We start from the raw sequence: 16,945 nt of genomic DNA on the forward strand, positions 1-16,945 counted from the left end.
AATGGCACCCTGCCATGGCTGCGTCCGGATGCAAAAAGCCAGGTGACCTTCCAGTACGACGACGGCAAAATCGTCGGTATTGACGCGGTCGTTCTGTCTACTCAGCATGCGGAAGATATCGATCAGAAATCCCTGCAGGAAGCAGTGATGGAAGAGATCATCAAGCCGGTTCTGCCAACTGAATGGCTGAGCTCCGCAACCAAATACTTCATCAACCCAACCGGACGCTTTGTTATCGGTGGTCCAATGGGCGACTGCGGTCTGACCGGACGTAAAATCATCGTTGATACCTACGGCGGCATGGCACGTCATGGTGGCGGTGCATTCTCTGGTAAAGATCCATCGAAAGTTGACCGTTCTGCGGCGTACGCTGCGCGTTATGTGGCGAAAAACATCGTCGCGGCGGGCCTGGCTGACCGTTGTGAAATCCAGGTATCTTACGCGATTGGCGTAGCAGAACCGACGTCCATCATGGTTGAAACCTTCGGTACTGAAAAAGTGCCGACCGAGCAACTGACCCTGCTGGTACGCGAGTTCTTCGACCTGCGTCCGTACGGCCTGATTCAGATGCTGGACCTGCTGCACCCAATCTACAAAGAAACCGCAGCATACGGTCACTTTGGTCGCGAACATTTCCCATGGGAAAAAACCGACAAAGCCGCTGTGCTGCGTGAAGCTGCCGGCCTGAAATAAACCGTTGCGTTTCATTCTCTAAAGGCCAGCCTCGCGCTGGCCTTTTGCTTTTGTGCGATCGATGTCGTTACCGTTCACTAAACAGGGAGCGTACCACTCAGCCATGAAAGAATAAGCATTAGCACAAGAATGGCAAAGACAACAGCAATCCCAAACAAGATGGCGTGAAAGGCCAGGGTCCCACCGCCAAATACTATTGCGCCCCTAATGCTCCAGCTATTTTCTTTACACATCCCCCCCACGAAAGCGAACACCAATGCCAAAACCGCCAAACCAATCCCTGTGTTATCAATTACTTTATCAATATTGACGCGATGAGTTCCCTCAGCCTCGGAGGGATTCTGGCCTTTAAGACCCGCAATGACGCCTTTTTTTATGGCAGAAACGTGTTCAGCAACAGCACGTTCGAGTGACACAGTCGGGGCTGAAACAGGCCCTAAGGTATAATGAAAAATACCGATTACGAGGGCCAAGGCACCCATTAACATCCCTGCAGAGCTCCATTTGTTTTGCAATAGCATTTCCATTTGACGTCCCTATACTGAGTAAAGTTTCGCCTGAATATCCTTCTCATTTCCTTAAACGAGCAAAGCCAGGCAATGCTATTTTGCTTGTTATACTGTTCAAAAATCCATCTTTTTTAGCGAATCAGTGGGAAGTGCCAAACTACACCTGCAATGAAAGCGATTACATTGATACTTGTTGGACTATTTTAAGATTAATCGCTTTGCATGACTGGAAATTGCGTGCTGTTACATAACATTTCAGTTAACTCCGAAATTTAAATTTTTCCAGACCACACGTAAAAACATATCGCACTGATTTATAATAATTAATTTAGCTTACACAACATGACAATAGTGTAACCGATTACACCAATGTGATTTATCTCACATCTTTTCACGTATCCCTAACCTACCCTTCACATTGACGAAATTAATAATTAAGTGGAGGGCGATATGCCTGACAATAAAAAACAGGGGCGTTCCAACAAGGCGATAACGTTCTTTGTCTGTTTTCTCGCAGCCCTTGCGGGATTACTTTTCGGCCTTGATATCGGTGTGATCGCGGGCGCATTGCCATTTATCACCCATGAATTCCAGATTGACTCACACACTCAGGAATGGGTTGTCAGCTCGATGATGTTTGGTGCTGCGGTCGGTGCTGTCGGCAGCGGCTGGCTCTCTTATCGCCTGGGCCGTAAAAAAAGCCTGATGATTGGCGCGATCCTATTTGTTCTCGGCTCGCTGTGCTCTGCCGCTGCGCCAAACGTTGAAGTGCTGCTGCTCTCCCGCGTACTACTTGGCCTGGCGGTCGGTGTGGCTTCTTATACTGCACCTCTTTATCTGTCTGAAATTGCGCCGGAAAAAATCCGTGGCAGCATGATTTCGATGTACCAGTTGATGATCACCATCGGTATTCTGGGTGCATATCTCTCCGACACCGCCTTTAGTTACAGCGGCGCATGGCGCTGGATGCTCGGCGTGATCATCATCCCGGCTATTCTGCTGTTGATTGGTGTGTTCTTCCTGCCGGACAGCCCGCGCTGGTACGCAGCCAAACGCCGCTTCAACGATGCCGAACGCGTGCTACAACGCCTGCGTGATACCAGCGCAGAAGCGAAACAAGAGCTGGAAGAGATCCGCGAAAGCCTGAAAATCAAACAATCTGGCTGGGCGCTGTTCAAAGACAACAGTAACTTCCGCCGCGCAGTATTCCTTGGCGTATTGTTGCAGGTGATGCAGCAGTTCACCGGGATGAACGTCATCATGTACTACGCGCCAAAAATCTTTGAACTGGCGGGCTACACCAATACCACCGAACAGATGTGGGGCACGGTTATTGTCGGTCTGACTAACGTACTCGCTACCTTTATCGCTATCGGTCTTGTGGATCGTTGGGGACGTAAACCGACGCTGGTGCTTGGCTTCCTGGTCATGGCGGTCGGTATGGGCGTGCTGGGCACCATGATGCACAACGGCATCCACACGCCGGGCGCGCAGTACTTCGCCGTCGCCATGCTGCTGATGTTTATTGTGGGCTTCGCAATGAGCGCCGGTCCGCTGATTTGGGTACTGTGCTCTGAAATCCAGCCGCTGAAAGGACGTGATTTCGGCATCACCTGCTCAACCGCGACCAACTGGATTGCTAACATGATTGTCGGTGCGACCTTCCTGACCATGCTGAACACACTGGGCAACGCTAACACCTTCTGGGTTTATGGCGGCCTGAACTTGTTCTTCATCGTCCTGACGCTGTGGCTGGTGCCAGAAACCAAACACGTGTCGCTGGAGCATATCGAACGTAACCTGATGAAAGGCCGTCGTCTGCGCGAGATTGGCGCTCACAACTAATTTCCACTACGCCCGGCGGCATACGCTTGCCGGGCAAAACCACCTCTTGCACCACCCCGCCTCACACTCTATCCTTTTGCGCTATGAAAACCCCTCGCCTCCCCATCGCCCTTCAGCAAGCCGTTATGCGTAGCCTGCGGGAAAAACTCGCGCTCGCGAATCAAAAGCTCGACCGCAATTTCCCTGAACCGAAACTGACGTGGCAACAGCGCGGCACCTCAGCGGGCACTGCCTGGCTTGAAAGCTATGAAATTCGCCTCAACCCCGTGTTGTTGCTGGAAAACCAACAGGCGTTTATCGATGAAGTCGTGCCACACGAACTGGCGCATTTGCTGGTGTGGAAACGCTTTGGCCGCGTCTCGCCGCACGGTAAAGAGTGGAAATGGATGATGGAGAGCGTGCTGGGTGTACCTGCCCAACGCACACACCAGTTTGAACTGGAGTCCGTGCGCAAAAATACTTTCCCCTATCGCTGCGGCTGCCAACAGCATCAGCTGACCGTGCGTCGCCATAATCGCGTAATGCGTGGCGAAGCGGTTTATCGCTGTGTGCATTGCGGCGATCCGTTGGTGGCGGAAAAGTAACCTTCGGAAATAACTGGAAGTTTTCTGATCTGACTGATTGCATCTGACAACAGCATTCGCTACGTTGCGGGCTCGTTTTGACACGGAGTTCGTGATGTCCCGCAAATCTCTTTTGGCGCTGGCCTTTTTTGCCATCGCCCTTTCCGGCCCTGTATTGGCCGTTGGTATCAACAGTTTTTCTCAGGCGAAAACTGCCGGAGTGAAGGTCAATGCTGACGTTCCGGGTGACTTTTATTGCGGCTGTAAAATTGACTGGCAGGGCAAAAAAGGCGTTATCGATCTGGAGTCCTGCGGCTATAAAGTACGTAAAAACGAAACCCGCGCCAGCCGCGTCGAATGGGAACATGTGATGCCTGCCTGGCAGTTCGGTCATCTGCTGCAATGCTGGCAGGACGGTGGACGTAAAAACTGCGCCAAAGATCCGGTGTATCGCAAAATCGAAAGCGATATGCATAACCTGCAACCCGCCGTTGGCGAGGTGAATGGTGACAGAAATAACTTCATGTACAGCCAGTGGAATGGTGGTAAAGGCCAATATGGCCAGTGTTCCATGAAGGTCGATTTCAAAGATAAAATTGCTGAACCGCCTGCGCGCGCACGCGGCTCTATTGCACGTACCTACTTCTATATGCGCGACCAGTACAAGCTCACGCTGTCTCGTCAGCAAACGCAGTTGTTCACCGCCTGGGATAAGCAATACCCGGTCAGTGCGTGGGAATGTACACGCGACGAACGTATCGCGAAGATTCAAGGGAATCACAACCCGTACGTCCAGCAGGCTTGCCAGGCACAAAAGAGCTACCCTACACTAGCGTCAAACGTTAACTGAAATCCGGAAACCCTGAGACTATGCGCATTCCCCGCATCTATCACCCTGAATTTATTGCTGCTGGCAGCCAGATTGCCCTGAGCGAAGACGCGGCGAATCACGTAGGCCGCGTGTTGCGCATGGGCGCAGGCCAGGCCATTCAGCTGTTTGACGGCAGCAATCAGGTCTTTGAAGCCGAAATCACTCAGGCCGATAAGAAAAGCGTGCGGGTCAATGTGCTCAGCGCCGAGACCGATGACCGCGAATCGCCGCTGCATATCCACCTCGGCCAGGTGATGTCGCGCGGCGAAAAGATGGAATTCACCATCCAGAAATCGATTGAACTCGGTGTAAGCCTCATTACGCCACTCTTTTCCGAACGCTGCGGCGTTAAACTGGATGCTGAACGTCTGAACAAGAAGCTCCAGCAGTGGCAGAAAATCGCGATCGCCGCCTGTGAACAGTCCGGGCGAAATGTGATCCCGGAGATCCGCCCGGCAATGGATCTGGAACAGTGGTGCGCCGAGGAAGAGAGCGGATTGAAGCTCAATCTGCACCCACGCGCCAGCGCCAGCATCAACACGCTACCGCAGCCGGTTGAGCGTGTGCGTCTGCTCATCGGCCCGGAAGGCGGTTTGACGGCGGATGAAATTGCCATGACCGCTCGCTATGCGTTTACTGATATTCTGTTAGGACCTCGCGTTCTGCGTACTGAGACCACTGCGCTCACCGCCATCACCGCGCTTCAGGTGCGTTTTGGCGATCTGGGCTAATACTCGCGTTACAGGAGAAGAGTAATGATCAAGCTCGGCATCGTGATGGACCCCATCGCGAAGATCAACATCAAGAAAGATTCCAGCTTCGCTATGCTGCTGGAAGCGCAGCGTCGTGGTTACGAACTCCACTATATGGAGATGAACGATCTCTATCTGATTAACGGCGAAGCACGGGCGCAGACGCGTCTGTTGAGCGTTGAGCAGAACTACGACGGCTGGTACAGCTTTAACGGCGAACAGGATGTGGCGCTTGCCGATCTCGACGTTATCCTGATGCGTAAGGATCCACCGTTCGATACCGAATTTATCTACGCGACTTATATTCTTGAGCGCGCAGAAGAAAAAGGCACGCTTATCGTCAACAAACCGCAGAGCCTGCGCGACTGTAACGAAAAGCTGTTCACCGCCTGGTTCTCTGACCTGACCCCGGAAACACTGGTCACGCGCAACAAAGCACAGTTGAAAGCCTTCTGGCAGCAGCACGGTGACATCATCATGAAACCGCTGGACGGCATGGGTGGCGCCTCTATCTTCCGCGTGAAGCAAGATGACCCAAACATTGGCGTTATCGCAGAAACCCTGACCGAACTCGGCACGCGCTACTGCATGGCGCAGAACTACCTGCCTGCCATCAAAGACGGTGATAAGCGCGTGCTGGTGGTTGATGGCGAACCGGTGCCGTACTGCCTCGCACGTATTCCACAGGGCGGTGAAACGCGCGGCAACCTGGCTGCAGGGGGCCGTGGTGAACCACGTCCGCTGTCAGAAAGCGACTGGGAAATCGCCCGTAAAGTGGGACCAACGCTGAAAGAAAAAGGGCTGATTTTTGTCGGCCTCGACATCATTGGCGATCGTCTGACGGAAATTAACGTCACCAGCCCTACCTGTATTCGTGAAATCGAAGCCGAATTCCCTGTCTCCATTACAGGCATGCTGATGGACGCTATCGAAAAGCGTCTGGGTAAGTAATCCGCTGATACGGCGGGAGCAATGGACTCCCGCCTTCTCTCGACAGCGCCCTGGTTTGCCCGCATACTGGCCGTTGTTGCTTTTTAAACCAGGAAACAGAACCTCTGACAATGAATTTACAGCACCACTTTCTAATTGCCATGCCTGCTCTCCAGGACCCGATGTTCCGCCGTACCGTTATCTACATTTGTGAATACAATGACGACGGAGCGATGGGGATCATCATCAATAAACCGATGGAAAATCTGAAGGTTGAAGGGATTCTGGAAAAGCTGAAAATCACCCCGGACCCGCGTGATCCGGAGATTCGTCTCGACAAACCGGTGATGCTCGGCGGCCCGCTTGCGGAAGACCGCGGTTTTATTCTGCACACACCACCGTCATCGTTCTCGTCGAGTATCCGCATTTCTGACAACACTGTGATTACCACTTCCCGTGACGTGCTTGAAACGCTCGGCACCGCTGAACAGCCGACAGAAGTGCTGGTCGCGCTGGGCTATTCTTCATGGGAAAAAGGTCAGCTCGAGCAAGAAATTCTTGATAACGCCTGGCTGACCGCGCCGGCCGATCTCAACATTCTGTTCAAAACACCGCTCGCCGACCGCTGGCGTGACGCGGCTCGTCTGATTGGTATTGATATTCAGACCATGCCCGGCGTGGCAGGGCACGCCTGATGAGCGGCACATTGATAGGCATCGACTTCGGCACGCGCAGTATCGGCGTAGCGGTCGGACAACGCGTGACCGGAACCGCCCGTCCACTCGGTGCGCTGAAAGCGCAGGACGGCACGCCAGACTGGACCGCTGTCGAAAAAATATTGAAAGAGTGGCAACCGGAAGCCGTGGTTGTTGGCCTGCCGCTGAATATGGACGGTACAGAACAACCGCTCACCGCTCGCGCCCGCAATTTTGCCAACAAAATTCATGGTCGCTTTGGCGTGAAAATTATCCTTCACGACGAACGCCTAAGCACCGTAGAGGCACGCGCAGGGCTGTTTGAGCACGGCGGATACCGCGCGCTGAACAAAGGCAAAGTGGACTCTGCCTCAGCGGTAGTGATTCTGGAAAGCTTTTTCGAGCAGGGATTTTGAGACTCCCTCTCCCTTGCGGGAGAGGGTTTTGTGGCACAATCAGTGACGCAGATTTTCGTTCGCCCAACTCACCGCCTGGGTTCTGTTTTTCACGCTTAATTTGCGGAAAACATTATACAGGTGCGTTCGTACCGTATTCTCGCTAATAAATAACGCTCGCGCGATATCCATATTGGTTGCGCCATAGCGCAATTCATTGAGGATTTCACATTCACGTTCGGTCAACGGAATATTGTCTGAATCGCTGGATGTGTGAACCGCTGCATACATGGCAGGGTGCATCACGCTCAATTCAGCCGTCTGCTCGCCGTGAAGCACAGCTTTGACGCCCTCAATTAAGCGCGATTCATCATCGTCATGGCGAAATACTCCGTAAAGCGCTGGCCATTTCGCCATTTCGTATAGCTCATACTTTTGTGCGCTATTGATAATAAGCAAGCGCGGGTTTTCCACCTGCGACTGAATAATATCTCGCCAAATCCCATTCAGTTTTTTCGTCGATACGGCAATATCAAACAATACCACCGTTTCGCGCGGGAGGCGCTGTAACAGCGGTTTATTGATATTGTGCACATCAACAAAAACAGAAAGGAGATCGGACAGATAATTCGCAAAAGCATTCGCTTGTACAGACGGGTGAGTGATAAGAAGAAGCTGACGTGATTTGCCTACACTCTCTGATACATCAAGCATTTAAAAACTCTCCATAGTTGAGGCTCACCATCATGGTGATTAAATGGGTCAAAAAGACACAAACAACGTGTATGAATATATAAATTTCAAACGTACACACCGAAATGATATTTCATGAGAAAAATCCTATTCCTCATAAACAGAATAGAACGAATGCCTGATAAGTGTCAAAAGATTATCACCCTTTTTTTCTACGCCTGCGCAATACAATCTCATGCGTGGCGCGGGTTTGCCTGATACATGTTCCGCAGCGTTCGTTTTTACAACACCAGTAATGATGCATATTACTGAGAGTGTAAAAAATAAATTGTATTAGCCCGACTGAATATCAACATCAATATAACATTAGTATTAATTAAGTATTAATCCCGCTAACACAATAATTGTATTTTACTGGGGCTGCCCAACAACGATTAATTATTCGGCAAATAACTCGATACTTTGACCTGGAGGCGTGATCGGACTCACGTTTTTTCACTAAATAATTTTCATATCGTTAACCAATACATAAAAAGTGCCGCTGAAATGAGCCTGTTCAGCGGCATTACGCAGATTTCGGGGTTATAGACGACCCGCCGCCTGTCGCTGTTGATAGCTTTGAGCAAAAGTCAGCATCCCCGCCTGCTGCCCGGTTTGCATTACGCCGGGTAGCTGGTGCGTTTTCCCTTCGCGAATAAGACTGCCCACAGCAGGCGTGTTCACCAGCAGTTCATAGAGAGCCACTCGCCCCGCTTGTTTGTCCGGCAACAGTTTTTGCGCCAGCACCGCACACAAGCTTCCGGCAAGCTGGCTACGCACCTGCTCTTTTTCCCCGGCAGGGAAAACATCCACCAGCCGCTCAATGGCCTGAGCTGCACCGCGCGTATGCAGCGTGGACAGCACGAGATGGCCCGTTTCTGCCGCCGTCAACGCCAGACGAATAGTTTCTGTGTCTCGCAACTCACCTAGCAGGATCACATCCGGATCCTGACGCAATGCCACGCGCAGTGCCGCAGAAAATGATCCACAATGCGCTCCCACTTCTCTTTGATGAATCAAACATCGTTCGCTGTGATGCACAAACTCCACCGGATCTTCCAGCGTCAGAATGTGCCCGTCGCGCTGATGATTGAGATGGTCGACCATCGCCGCAAGCGTGGTGGATTTCCCGCTTCCCGTCGCGCCGGTCACCAGAATCAGCCCGCTTTCCTCATTCAATAATTCATTAATGGCGGGCGGCGCGCCCAATGACGACAACTGCGGGCAGCTTTCCGGTAAGAGTCGCAAGACCAGAGAGACTCCGTCTACATGACGAAATACGCTGGCACGCAGGCGCGTACCGCCATCGGTTTGTACTGCGAAGTCGCATTGGTTCTCCGTTTGCCACTGCCGCTGCGCCGCCTGACTCAACCAGTCATACAGCAGCAATTGCGCCTCGGGTGCGGTAAACGGCGCGAGTTCCAGTCTCCCCTGCCGCCGCCAGCGTACCGTGCCATCGTTGCACAGGTGTAGATCCGAGACATTATGCTTTACACTAAGGGCCACAATTTCCTGCATATCCATATCATCATCCTGAAAATGACCGACATTGCGCATAACCTGACACAGGTCAGGGACAAAATCTCAGCCGCTGTCGCCCTTTGCGGCCGTGCTCCAGAAGAAGTTACGTTGCTTGCAGTGAGTAAAACGAAACCTGCGAGCGCCATCGAGGAAGCTATCGCTGCGGGCCAGCGTGCCTTTGGCGAAAACTACGTTCAGGAAGGGGTAGAAAAGATCCGCTATTTTCAGGAAGCGGGACAGAACGCGTTGCAATGGCACTTTATTGGCCCGTTGCAGTCGAACAAAAGTCGCCTGGTGGCTGAGCATTTCGACTGGTGTCATACCGTCGATCGTCTGCGTATCGCCAGTCGTTTGAGTGAGCAGCGCCCGGCGCATCTGCCGCCGCTGAACGTACTGATTCAGGTGAATATCAGCGATGAAACGAGTAAGTCCGGGATTGCACCTGAGGATGTTGACGCGCTGGCGGCCGAAGTGGCTGCATTGCCAGGTCTGTGCCTGCGCGGTTTGATGGCCATCCCTGCTCCAGAGTCAGAATATGTAAGGCAGTTTGCGGTTGCCCAACAAATGGCGGTAGCATTTGCCCGGCTGAAAACACGCTATCCGTCCGTAGACACGCTGTCGCTTGGCATGTCAGACGATATGGACGCCGCCATTGCGGCGGGTAGCACGATGGTGCGCATCGGTACTGCCATTTTTGGCGCGCGCGATTACACACAACAATAAATAAGGACAACTGAGGAACGCCATGAAGACGTTGACTTTCCTGCTTTCGACGGTGATTGAGCTGTACACCATGGTGATGCTGCTCCGCGTCTGGATGCAGTGGGCCCGCTGTGATTTTTACAATCCGTTTTCGCAGTTCGTGGTGAAAGCCACTCAGCCGCTTGTCGGGCCGCTGCGCCGCGTTATTCCTGCGATGGGGCCGATTGACAGCTCATCTTTGCTGATTGCTTTCGTGCTCTGCGTATTGAAAGCGATCGTGCTGTTTATGGTCATTACATTCCAGCCGATCATCTGGATCTCAGCGGTACTGATCCTTGTGAAAACCATCGGTCTGCTGATCTTCTGGGTGTTGATGCTGATGGCGATCATGAGCTGGGTCAGCCGTGGTCGTAGCCCGGTCGAATTCGTGCTGATGCAATTAGCTGATCCGCTGTTGCGCCCTATCCGTAGCATGTTGCCTTCAATGGGCGGCATCGACTTCTCTCCGATGATCCTTGTGCTGCTGTTGTATGTGGCAAACATGGGCATTTCAGAGCTGTTGCAGGCGACCGGAAATATGCTGCTGCCGGGGCTATGGATGGTACTATGAGTGCTGTCGTAACCTGCGAAGACGGGCTGGTTTTACGGCTGTATATTCAGCCGAAAGCCAGCCGTGACAGTATTGTTGGGCTGCATGGCGACGAGCTTAAAGTCGCCATCACCGCCCCTCCGGTTGACGGCCAGGCCAATGCACATCTGATTAAATTTCTCGCCAAACAGTTTCGCGTCGCGAAGAGCCAGGTGATAATTGAGAAAGGCGAGCTTGGCCGCCATAAGCAGATAAAAATTATTCACCCGCAGCAAATCCCTTCGGGCGTTGAAGCGCTCACCTGACAGGACATCCCATGCAAAAAGTAGTTCTGGCTACCGGTAACGCCGGTAAAGTGCGCGAGCTCGCCTCGCTGTTAAACGATTTTGGTCTCGACGTTATCGCGCAGACCGAACTGAACGTGGAGTCGGTGGAAGAGACCGGACTGACGTTTATCGAGAATGCGATCCTTAAAGCGCGTCACGCCGCAAAAGTCACCGGCTTGCCTGCTATTGCCGATGATTCAGGTCTGGCAGTCGACGTACTCGGCGGCGCGCCAGGTATTTATTCCGCACGTTTCGCGGGCGTTGACGCGACTGACCAGCAGAATCTGGAAAAGCTGTTGGTGACGCTGAAAGACGTGCCGGACGACAAGCGCCAGGCGCAGTTCCACTGTGTGCTGGTGTATATGCGTCATGCCGAAGACCCGACGCCGCTTGTTTGTCACGGCAGCTGGCCGGGCGTGATTACCCGCGAAACGGCGGGTAATGGTGGCTTTGGCTACGACCCAATATTCTTTGTCCCTGAAGCCGGTAAAACGGCAGCAGAACTGAGCCGTGAAGAAAAAATTGCTGTGTCCCACCGTGGGCAGGCGCTGAAACTGTTACTGGAAGCCTTGCGTTAATGACCGTTCTCCCTCCGCTGAGTCTTTACATTCACATTCCCTGGTGCGTGCAGAAATGCCCGTACTGCGATTTCAATTCGCACGCGCTGAAAGGCGAAGTGCCGCACGACGACTACGTTCAGCATCTGCTGGCCGATTTGGACGCCGATGTGCCGTATGCGCAGGGACGCGAAGTAAAAACGATTTTCATCGGTGGAGGCACACCGAGCCTGCTTTCCGGTCCGGCGATGCAGACGCTGCTCGACGGCGTGCGTGCGCGCCTGAACCTGGCGGCAGATGCGGAAATTACCATGGAAGCCAATCCGGGTACGGTGGAAGCTGACCGCTTTGCTGACTATCAGCGCGCTGGCGTGAACCGCATTTCAATTGGCGTGCAGAGTTTTAGCGAAGAGAAGCTCAAACGTCTGGGGCGCATTCACGATTCGCAAGAAGCCAAACGCGCGGCCCATCTGGCGACAGGTTTAGGCTTGCGTAGCTTTAACCTCGACCTGATGCACGGCCTGCCGGATCAGACGCTGGAAGAAGCGTTGGACGATTTGCGACAAGCTATCGCCCTCAATCCACCGCATCTGTCGTGGTATCAGCTCACCATCGAACCGAATACACTGTTTGGCTCTCGCCCGCCGAAACTGCCAGACGACGACGCGCTGTGGGATATTTTTGAGCAAGGCGACGCTCTGCTGACGGCTGCGGGTTATCAGCAGTATGAAACCTCAGCCTATGCCAAACCGGGTTATCAGTGTCAGCACAACCTGAACTACTGGCGTTTTGGTGATTACATCGGTATCGGCTGCGGCGCACATGGCAAAGTGACCTTCCCGGACGGACGTATTTTACGCACAGCCAAAACGCGTCATCCGCGCGGATTTATGGAAGGCCGCTATCTGGAACGCCAACATGATGTGGAAGAATCGGATAAACCGTTCGAGTTCTTTATGAACCGCTTCCGTCTGCTTGAAGCCGCTCCCCGCGCAGAATTTACGGCGTTTACCGGGCTCGCGGAATCCGTCATTCGACCGCAAATTGACGAAGCGATGGCGCAAGGTTATCTCACTGAAAGTGAGCAAGAGTGGCAGATTACCGAGCACGGTAAACTGTTTTTGAATTCGCTGCTGGAGCTGTTTCTGAGCGAATAACGTTGTGTGCCGGGCTCGCGAAAAAGACGGAGAGGCTCCTCTCCGTCAGCATCAAATCCGGCTTCACTTCGGTATTAGAAAATCCCTTTCTGCTTAATCTTCTGCATTTTTTCGGTCGGGGCTGACAGCGCGGACAAATCGCTCTCCTCCGTGCCATCGCCTTTCGTCGCTTCTGCCGGAGCACTAACGCCCTGACGCTGCAACTGCTGGAGCAATCGGGTCTGCTGATTCAGCACCCCTTTCAGGCTGTTGAGCTCTTCGCGCACGCGCTGAAATTCAGCCTGCTGATCGGCACTTAATCCATTATCACCAGAGGGCGCAGCCGCCACTTCTGGTTTATGCTGGCTCAGTAACTGTTCCAGTTGACTGAGCTGTTGGGAAGTGAACTCTGACGCTTTACCGCCAGTCACTGCCGCCATCGGCACACCTTCCGGCATCAGTTTTTCTCGCACCAGTTTGCCCACCAGCTCCGGCAGCGTCATATCTTCGCGGCTAATAGATTCCGCGATGGCGTTACACAACTGCGGCTCGAGAAGCTGAAGCTGTAGCCCTGCCAGATAGACATTACGATGGAAAGCGCGGATCTCCATATTCGCATTGTTGCGATCGTCGCTGCCCTGCTTTAGATCGCTGTGCCATTGATTCAGCCAGCTCAGCACTCGCTCATCTGCTTTGGACGAGTCCGGGCGCAGATGGAGCGAGAAGTTAACCTGGCGGATTGGCCCGTTACTCATTGTCCTCTACCTCAAGCAGAACCGGCTCTTCGACTTCCTCTGCGCCTGATTCAGAATGGAAAAGACAGATTTCGCGCGACAGCGCACTTTGCGGTTTATCGATGGTGATAACGCGCTCGCCGAGAGTGGCATACACTTCACGCACGGCGGTTTCAATTAACGTTGCGCCACCGCCGACCAGGTAAACGCGGTTTGGGTTACGAGCGAATTTCTTCGCTTCGTGCGCAACCTGTTCGCCAAGCTCTTTGATTTTGATTTCAATGCCACGAAGAATGTCATCGATGCGCGATTCATCGTTAATGACGCTGCGTACGAAATTCATATCATGACGACGCTTAATCAGTTCATTCGCAACCAGATAGCTGGAATCACTGTCAGCAGAGGCCAGCGCTTTACGCGTGGCATCCGTGACCATCGCCACACCAATTTCGTTGTTGCCGTAGATAGCGGAAACATCATCAAATTCACCGACGATGATGCCCATATCCAGCGTCGTGCCACCGCAGTCGATCACCAGCGACTTAGTGAATTCGCTGATGTCTGCTTTCAACAAATGGGATAGCGCAGCAGGCAGACTTTCTGGCATCACTTCTACATTGACGATGCGGAATACGTCGCCTTTGTTGAGTGAAATCTCACGCATCAGGTTGCGGCGTTTTGCTTCGATGCGCTCTTCGTTTCTCTGGCAGTCGTCCGGATTGTAGAACTGCGTGATCGGCAAGGTCACCACGATTTCGACGTCACAAGGCTCGAGACCCGTTTGCAGTAATGCATGATGAACAGCCAGCAGATTCAGATCGTCATACTGGTAGTCGATGTGTGTCGTGGAAAGGGCTTTATCCGAGGTTGCATCGTAAGTGTATTTGGTCGTGCCAATGGTGTAGTTATAGACTTTCTGACCACGCAGCAGCGCCGCACTTTTCCAGTCTTTACGAAACGAATTTGGTGAAACAATGGTTTTTAATGTGCCTTGTTCAATCCAGCTTAATTTTACATTGGTGGATCCATCATCGATGGCAAATTTCATTTGTGACTGGGTCATAACTTAACTCTCAATAATTACTTATCCGGAAACACTAAAGCACGCAGGATAAACAGAAGACATACCCACAGGGGTAAAAATGCGGAGGCCTTCTCATGGCTGGCATGAGATAACTGGCTGAAATCAGTTGATTATTGACTTAGGGTCACGCTACAACGCTATTCACAACGGCACACCGCGCTACATGGATTGTTTGAGATTATATCCCAAAAGTGAACAAAATAAAGGCAACTCCTCTTATTATTTTATATTTACCCGCTACTCTTCCGGTTATGGAAAAATATCTTCCAGAACACCGGAAGTCATGTTTCCGCAATATTTAATTTGACTGCAAATCCATGTTACTCATTATTTTAAAATAAACATAAGCATGGTAATCAGAATTATTTATACGATGGGTAAAGTCAATGCGGGGCAATACGAAGTTGGGCAATCCCCTCTCCAGAATGAGAGGGGTTGTGAGTGACGTAAATCTACTTCAGCGATCCGACTAACGTTTTACGGCTCTCTTCGAGCGACACGACGCGGCTGCACACGTCTTTGCCGAACTTCTGGAAATCAGCCTGCTGGCTTTTCCATTCGTCCTGAATCGCGCCCTGTAAGCCACCTAGGCTACCAAGAATGCCTTGCAGAGGATTGCCACCGCCTTTCACCACGGCTTTCGCGCCCATCTCATTGATGCTGTCTTGCAGAATGCCGCCCATCGCCTGATTCACCAGCTCCTGGCCGTCGGCGCGCACCTGATCGATGCCTTTATAATGGAACGTCAGGCCGTCAGTGCGATGTTCGATAATGCGGTTCATTTGCTCTTTGAGCTGCGCATCGAGTTTGGTCAGGCGGGCATGCATGTTGCTGCTGGCACCCACTTGCTCAGTGATAATTTTGTCCAGCGCGACACGGCCTTTGTCCACACGGGTGCGGGCGCCGTCATCAATCCACGGCAATGCGCTGCGCAGTTCGGTCTGATAATCTTTCGCCTGCTCTCGCTGTGCGGCGCTCAGGGTGTACTGTTTGCCGTTGTACATGACGTTGCCATCGGGGGTAATCACCAGATTGCCGTTCTCGCCTTTCACCTGCACGGTCTGCGGGTTGAGGATAACGTCGTCACGCGGGCTCACGCTGCACTGATAATCGGCCTGCGCGGCAAAGGCGGTGACGGTAAGGGCCGCGGCCAGCAACGTTTTACGCATCATGTAAACTCCTGTAGATACAAAACGGGCCAGCGAGTGCTGGCCCTTTATGTTTGTTTAGTCCCACCAAACGTCGAAAAGTTCGCTGGTACGCACTTCGGCAAACTTCTTGTCTTCCAGCCATTTGCGCACAACGGCCTGGTGTTCTTCGGTGCATTTGCCGATTTCCTGCATGCAAATCAACCCTTCCCATGCCAGATAGCCGCTGCCGTCGAAGGCCAGCTTGTTCGGCTCGATCACTTCGTTGATGAAATCATCTACGGTTTTATCGATCTGCTCTTCGGTGCTGCCTTCCGGGAAACGCCATGCAACGGAAAATCCTAATTCCTGGAATTCGTCGATGTGCATTTTTTTACGCAGACGACGGCTACGGTTCTTCGCCATTATTTCACCCTCTCGAACATTAAGTCCCATACGCCATGGCCAAGACGATGGCCACGTTGTTCAAATTTGGTTACCGGACGTGAATCCGGACGCGGTACGTAATCGTTGCTCTCAGAGAGGTTTTTGTACCCGTCGAGCGACGACATCACTTCCAGCATGTGTTCCGCATACGCTTCCCAGTCGGTCGCCATGTGGAAGACGCCGCCGAGTTTCAGCTTGCTTTTCACAAGCTCAGCAAAAGGTGCCTGAACGATACGGCGTTTATTATGACGTGCTTTGTGCCATGGGTCAGGGAAAAACAGCTGAACCATGTTCAAAGAATTGTCAGGAATCATTTTGTGCAGCACTTCTACCGCGTCGTGACACATCACACGCAGGTTTTCTACGCCTTCTTCATGCGCAGAGGCGAGACACGCCCCGACGCCCGGCGAGTGCACTTCAATGCCTAAGAAGTTCTGCTCAGGTTTGGCGTGCGCCATCGTGACGAGTGATGCGCCCATACCGAAGCCAATCTCCAGCGTAGTTGGCGCGTCGCGACCAAACAGGTCGACGAAATCGACTGGCGTTTCACTGAACTCAACGCCCATCACCGGCCAATAGTTGTCCAGCGCGTGCTGCTGCCCTTTGGTCAGGCGGCCCTGACGGCGGACAAAGCTGCGAATACGGCGCAGCGGGCGGCCGTTTTCATCAAAATCCGGTGAAATGACGTCGTTGTTCATAAAAATTCAGTCTACCTGGTGAGTATTCGGGAAACGGGC

At 52.6% G+C, this 16,945-nt stretch carries 21 protein-coding genes; 13 read left to right on the forward strand and 8 right to left on the reverse strand.

The window, feature by feature from the left end:
- The coding region (metK, locus tag VH187_RS22865) for a methionine adenosyltransferase (protein ID WP_329703723.1) at nucleotides 1-693 on the forward strand (693 nt) is incomplete at its 5' end.
- A 77-nt stretch (nucleotides 694-770) separates the two neighbouring features.
- Here the strand turns inward: metK and VH187_RS22870 are convergent.
- Nucleotides 771-1,220: a hypothetical protein gene (locus VH187_RS22870; RefSeq protein ID WP_329703724.1), complete on the reverse strand. Its 450-nt coding sequence runs from the start codon at nucleotides 1,218-1,220 to the stop codon at nucleotides 771-773.
- A gap of 432 nt (nucleotides 1,221-1,652) precedes the next feature.
- Here VH187_RS22870 and VH187_RS22875 point away from each other — a divergent pair, with 432 nt between their 5' ends.
- The 7 genes from VH187_RS22875 to ruvX all read left to right on the forward strand — a co-directional run bounded on the left by VH187_RS22875 (nucleotide 1,653) and on the right by ruvX (nucleotide 7,274).
- Entirely contained in the window at nucleotides 1,653-3,047 is a 1,395-nt protein-coding gene (locus VH187_RS22875; protein WP_329703725.1) for a sugar porter family MFS transporter, read from the forward strand.
- Nucleotides 3,048-3,130: 83 nt separating this feature from the next.
- Nucleotides 3,131-3,631, forward strand: a complete 501-nt coding sequence (locus VH187_RS22880) for a SprT family zinc-dependent metalloprotease (protein ID WP_329703726.1) — start codon at nucleotides 3,131-3,133, stop codon at nucleotides 3,629-3,631.
- 94 nt (nucleotides 3,632-3,725) lie between these two features.
- Nucleotides 3,726-4,460, forward strand: a complete 735-nt coding sequence (gene endA / locus VH187_RS22885) for a deoxyribonuclease I (RefSeq protein ID WP_329703727.1) — start codon at nucleotides 3,726-3,728, stop codon at nucleotides 4,458-4,460.
- Nucleotides 4,461-4,480: 20 nt separating this feature from the next.
- Nucleotides 4,481-5,212 carry a 16S rRNA (uracil(1498)-N(3))-methyltransferase gene (gene rsmE, locus VH187_RS22890; RefSeq protein ID WP_329703728.1) on the forward strand — a complete coding sequence of 244 codons (732 nt, stop codon included), beginning with the start codon at nucleotides 4,481-4,483 and terminating at the stop codon, nucleotides 5,210-5,212.
- Between the two features lie 24 nt (nucleotides 5,213-5,236).
- Nucleotides 5,237-6,184 (forward strand): glutathione synthase, encoded by a 948-nt coding sequence (gene gshB, locus VH187_RS22895; protein ID WP_329703729.1) that lies wholly within the window; start codon nucleotides 5,237-5,239, stop codon nucleotides 6,182-6,184.
- 110 nt (nucleotides 6,185-6,294) lie between these two features.
- Nucleotides 6,295-6,858: a YqgE/AlgH family protein gene (locus VH187_RS22900; RefSeq protein WP_329703730.1), complete on the forward strand. Its 564-nt coding sequence runs from the start codon at nucleotides 6,295-6,297 to the stop codon at nucleotides 6,856-6,858.
- Nucleotides 6,858-7,274, forward strand: coding sequence for a Holliday junction resolvase RuvX (ruvX, locus tag VH187_RS22905; RefSeq protein ID WP_329703731.1), 417 nt, complete (start codon nucleotides 6,858-6,860; stop codon nucleotides 7,272-7,274). Before VH187_RS22900 ends, ruvX begins: the two co-directional genes overlap by 1 nt.
- A 39-nt stretch (nucleotides 7,275-7,313) precedes the next feature.
- Here ruvX and VH187_RS22910 read toward each other — a convergent pair whose 3' ends face one another.
- Nucleotides 7,314-7,967, reverse strand: coding sequence for a LuxR C-terminal-related transcriptional regulator (locus VH187_RS22910; RefSeq protein WP_329703732.1), 654 nt, complete (start codon nucleotides 7,965-7,967; stop codon nucleotides 7,314-7,316).
- Nucleotides 7,968-8,528: 561 nt separating this feature from the next.
- Complete coding sequence (locus tag VH187_RS22915) at nucleotides 8,529-9,509, reverse strand: type IV pilus twitching motility protein PilT (protein ID WP_329703733.1); 981 nt, start codon at nucleotides 9,507-9,509, stop codon at nucleotides 8,529-8,531.
- 15 nt (nucleotides 9,510-9,524) lie between these two features.
- Here VH187_RS22915 and VH187_RS22920 point away from each other — a divergent pair, with 15 nt between their 5' ends.
- From VH187_RS22920 to hemW, 5 genes are read left to right on the forward strand one after another with little or no spacing between them, the layout of a single operon-like run.
- Nucleotides 9,525-10,229, forward strand: a complete 705-nt coding sequence (locus tag VH187_RS22920; RefSeq protein ID WP_329703793.1) for a YggS family pyridoxal phosphate-dependent enzyme — start codon at nucleotides 9,525-9,527, stop codon at nucleotides 10,227-10,229.
- Nucleotides 10,230-10,251: 22 nt separating this feature from the next.
- Complete coding sequence (locus tag VH187_RS22925; protein ID WP_329703734.1) at nucleotides 10,252-10,818, forward strand: YggT family protein; 567 nt, start codon at nucleotides 10,252-10,254, stop codon at nucleotides 10,816-10,818.
- Nucleotides 10,815-11,102 carry a DUF167 family protein YggU gene (gene yggU, locus VH187_RS22930; RefSeq protein ID WP_329703735.1) on the forward strand — a complete coding sequence of 96 codons (288 nt, stop codon included), beginning with the start codon at nucleotides 10,815-10,817 and terminating at the stop codon, nucleotides 11,100-11,102. Before VH187_RS22925 ends, yggU begins: the two co-directional genes overlap by 4 nt.
- An 11-nt stretch (nucleotides 11,103-11,113) precedes the next feature.
- On the forward strand, nucleotides 11,114-11,701 hold the full coding sequence (locus tag VH187_RS22935; protein WP_329703736.1) for an XTP/dITP diphosphatase: 588 nt from the start codon (nucleotides 11,114-11,116) through the stop codon (nucleotides 11,699-11,701).
- On the forward strand, nucleotides 11,701-12,837 hold the full coding sequence (gene hemW, locus VH187_RS22940; protein ID WP_329703737.1) for a radical SAM family heme chaperone HemW: 1,137 nt from the start codon (nucleotides 11,701-11,703) through the stop codon (nucleotides 12,835-12,837). The genes VH187_RS22935 and hemW overlap by 1 nt, the downstream gene beginning before the upstream one ends.
- 74 nt (nucleotides 12,838-12,911) lie before the next feature.
- On the opposite strand, the gene VH187_RS22945 is transcribed toward hemW, so the two are convergent.
- From VH187_RS22945 to trmB, 5 genes are all read right to left on the reverse strand, one after another.
- Nucleotides 12,912-13,571, reverse strand: a complete 660-nt coding sequence (locus VH187_RS22945; RefSeq protein ID WP_329703738.1) for a hypothetical protein — start codon at nucleotides 13,569-13,571, stop codon at nucleotides 12,912-12,914.
- Nucleotides 13,564-14,613 carry a plasmid segregation protein ParM domain-containing protein gene (gene parM, locus VH187_RS22950; RefSeq protein ID WP_329703739.1) on the reverse strand — a complete coding sequence of 350 codons (1,050 nt, stop codon included), beginning with the start codon at nucleotides 14,611-14,613 and terminating at the stop codon, nucleotides 13,564-13,566. The genes VH187_RS22945 and parM overlap by 8 nt, the downstream gene beginning before the upstream one ends.
- A gap of 473 nt (nucleotides 14,614-15,086) precedes the next feature.
- Nucleotides 15,087-15,806: a YggN family protein gene (locus VH187_RS22955; protein WP_329703740.1), complete on the reverse strand. Its 720-nt coding sequence runs from the start codon at nucleotides 15,804-15,806 to the stop codon at nucleotides 15,087-15,089.
- Between the two features lie 54 nt (nucleotides 15,807-15,860).
- Complete coding sequence (locus tag VH187_RS22960; RefSeq protein WP_329703741.1) at nucleotides 15,861-16,187, reverse strand: YggL family protein; 327 nt, start codon at nucleotides 16,185-16,187, stop codon at nucleotides 15,861-15,863.
- On the reverse strand, nucleotides 16,187-16,906 hold the full coding sequence (gene trmB / locus VH187_RS22965; RefSeq protein WP_329703742.1) for a tRNA (guanosine(46)-N7)-methyltransferase TrmB: 720 nt from the start codon (nucleotides 16,904-16,906) through the stop codon (nucleotides 16,187-16,189). Before trmB ends, VH187_RS22960 begins: the two co-directional genes overlap by 1 nt.
- Nucleotides 16,907-16,945: the final 39 nt, after the last annotated feature.

The sequence above is a fragment of the Scandinavium sp. genome (assembly GCF_036271055.1).
In the GTDB taxonomy this organism is placed as follows: domain Bacteria; phylum Pseudomonadota; class Gammaproteobacteria; order Enterobacterales; family Enterobacteriaceae; genus Scandinavium.

Excerpts from the sequence above, each read along its gene's own strand:
- VH187_RS22870 (WP_329703724.1), bottom strand. The coding sequence starts at position 1,220 with ATGGAAATGCTATTGCAAAACAAATGGAGCTCTGCAGGGATGTTAATG.
- VH187_RS22875 (WP_329703725.1), top strand. The coding sequence starts at position 1,653 with ATGCCTGACAATAAAAAACAGGGGCGTTCCAACAAGGCGATAACGTTC.
- VH187_RS22880 (WP_329703726.1), top strand. The coding sequence starts at position 3,131 with ATGAAAACCCCTCGCCTCCCCATCGCCCTTCAGCAAGCCGTTATGCGT.
- endA (WP_329703727.1), top strand. The coding sequence starts at position 3,726 with ATGTCCCGCAAATCTCTTTTGGCGCTGGCCTTTTTTGCCATCGCCCTT.
- rsmE (WP_329703728.1), top strand. The coding sequence starts at position 4,481 with ATGCGCATTCCCCGCATCTATCACCCTGAATTTATTGCTGCTGGCAGC.
- gshB (WP_329703729.1), top strand. The coding sequence starts at position 5,237 with ATGATCAAGCTCGGCATCGTGATGGACCCCATCGCGAAGATCAACATC.
- VH187_RS22900 (WP_329703730.1), top strand. The coding sequence starts at position 6,295 with ATGAATTTACAGCACCACTTTCTAATTGCCATGCCTGCTCTCCAGGAC.
- ruvX (WP_329703731.1), top strand. The coding sequence starts at position 6,858 with ATGAGCGGCACATTGATAGGCATCGACTTCGGCACGCGCAGTATCGGC.
- VH187_RS22910 (WP_329703732.1), bottom strand. The coding sequence starts at position 7,967 with ATGCTTGATGTATCAGAGAGTGTAGGCAAATCACGTCAGCTTCTTCTT.
- VH187_RS22915 (WP_329703733.1), bottom strand. The coding sequence starts at position 9,509 with ATGGATATGCAGGAAATTGTGGCCCTTAGTGTAAAGCATAATGTCTCG.
- VH187_RS22920 (WP_329703793.1), top strand. The coding sequence starts at position 9,525 with ATGACCGACATTGCGCATAACCTGACACAGGTCAGGGACAAAATCTCA.
- VH187_RS22925 (WP_329703734.1), top strand. The coding sequence starts at position 10,252 with ATGAAGACGTTGACTTTCCTGCTTTCGACGGTGATTGAGCTGTACACC.
- yggU (WP_329703735.1), top strand. The coding sequence starts at position 10,815 with ATGAGTGCTGTCGTAACCTGCGAAGACGGGCTGGTTTTACGGCTGTAT.
- VH187_RS22935 (WP_329703736.1), top strand. The coding sequence starts at position 11,114 with ATGCAAAAAGTAGTTCTGGCTACCGGTAACGCCGGTAAAGTGCGCGAG.
- hemW (WP_329703737.1), top strand. The coding sequence starts at position 11,701 with ATGACCGTTCTCCCTCCGCTGAGTCTTTACATTCACATTCCCTGGTGC.
- VH187_RS22945 (WP_329703738.1), bottom strand. The coding sequence starts at position 13,571 with ATGAGTAACGGGCCAATCCGCCAGGTTAACTTCTCGCTCCATCTGCGC.
- parM (WP_329703739.1), bottom strand. The coding sequence starts at position 14,613 with ATGACCCAGTCACAAATGAAATTTGCCATCGATGATGGATCCACCAAT.
- VH187_RS22955 (WP_329703740.1), bottom strand. The coding sequence starts at position 15,806 with ATGATGCGTAAAACGTTGCTGGCCGCGGCCCTTACCGTCACCGCCTTT.
- VH187_RS22960 (WP_329703741.1), bottom strand. The coding sequence starts at position 16,187 with ATGGCGAAGAACCGTAGCCGTCGTCTGCGTAAAAAAATGCACATCGAC.
- trmB (WP_329703742.1), bottom strand. The coding sequence starts at position 16,906 with ATGAACAACGACGTCATTTCACCGGATTTTGATGAAAACGGCCGCCCG.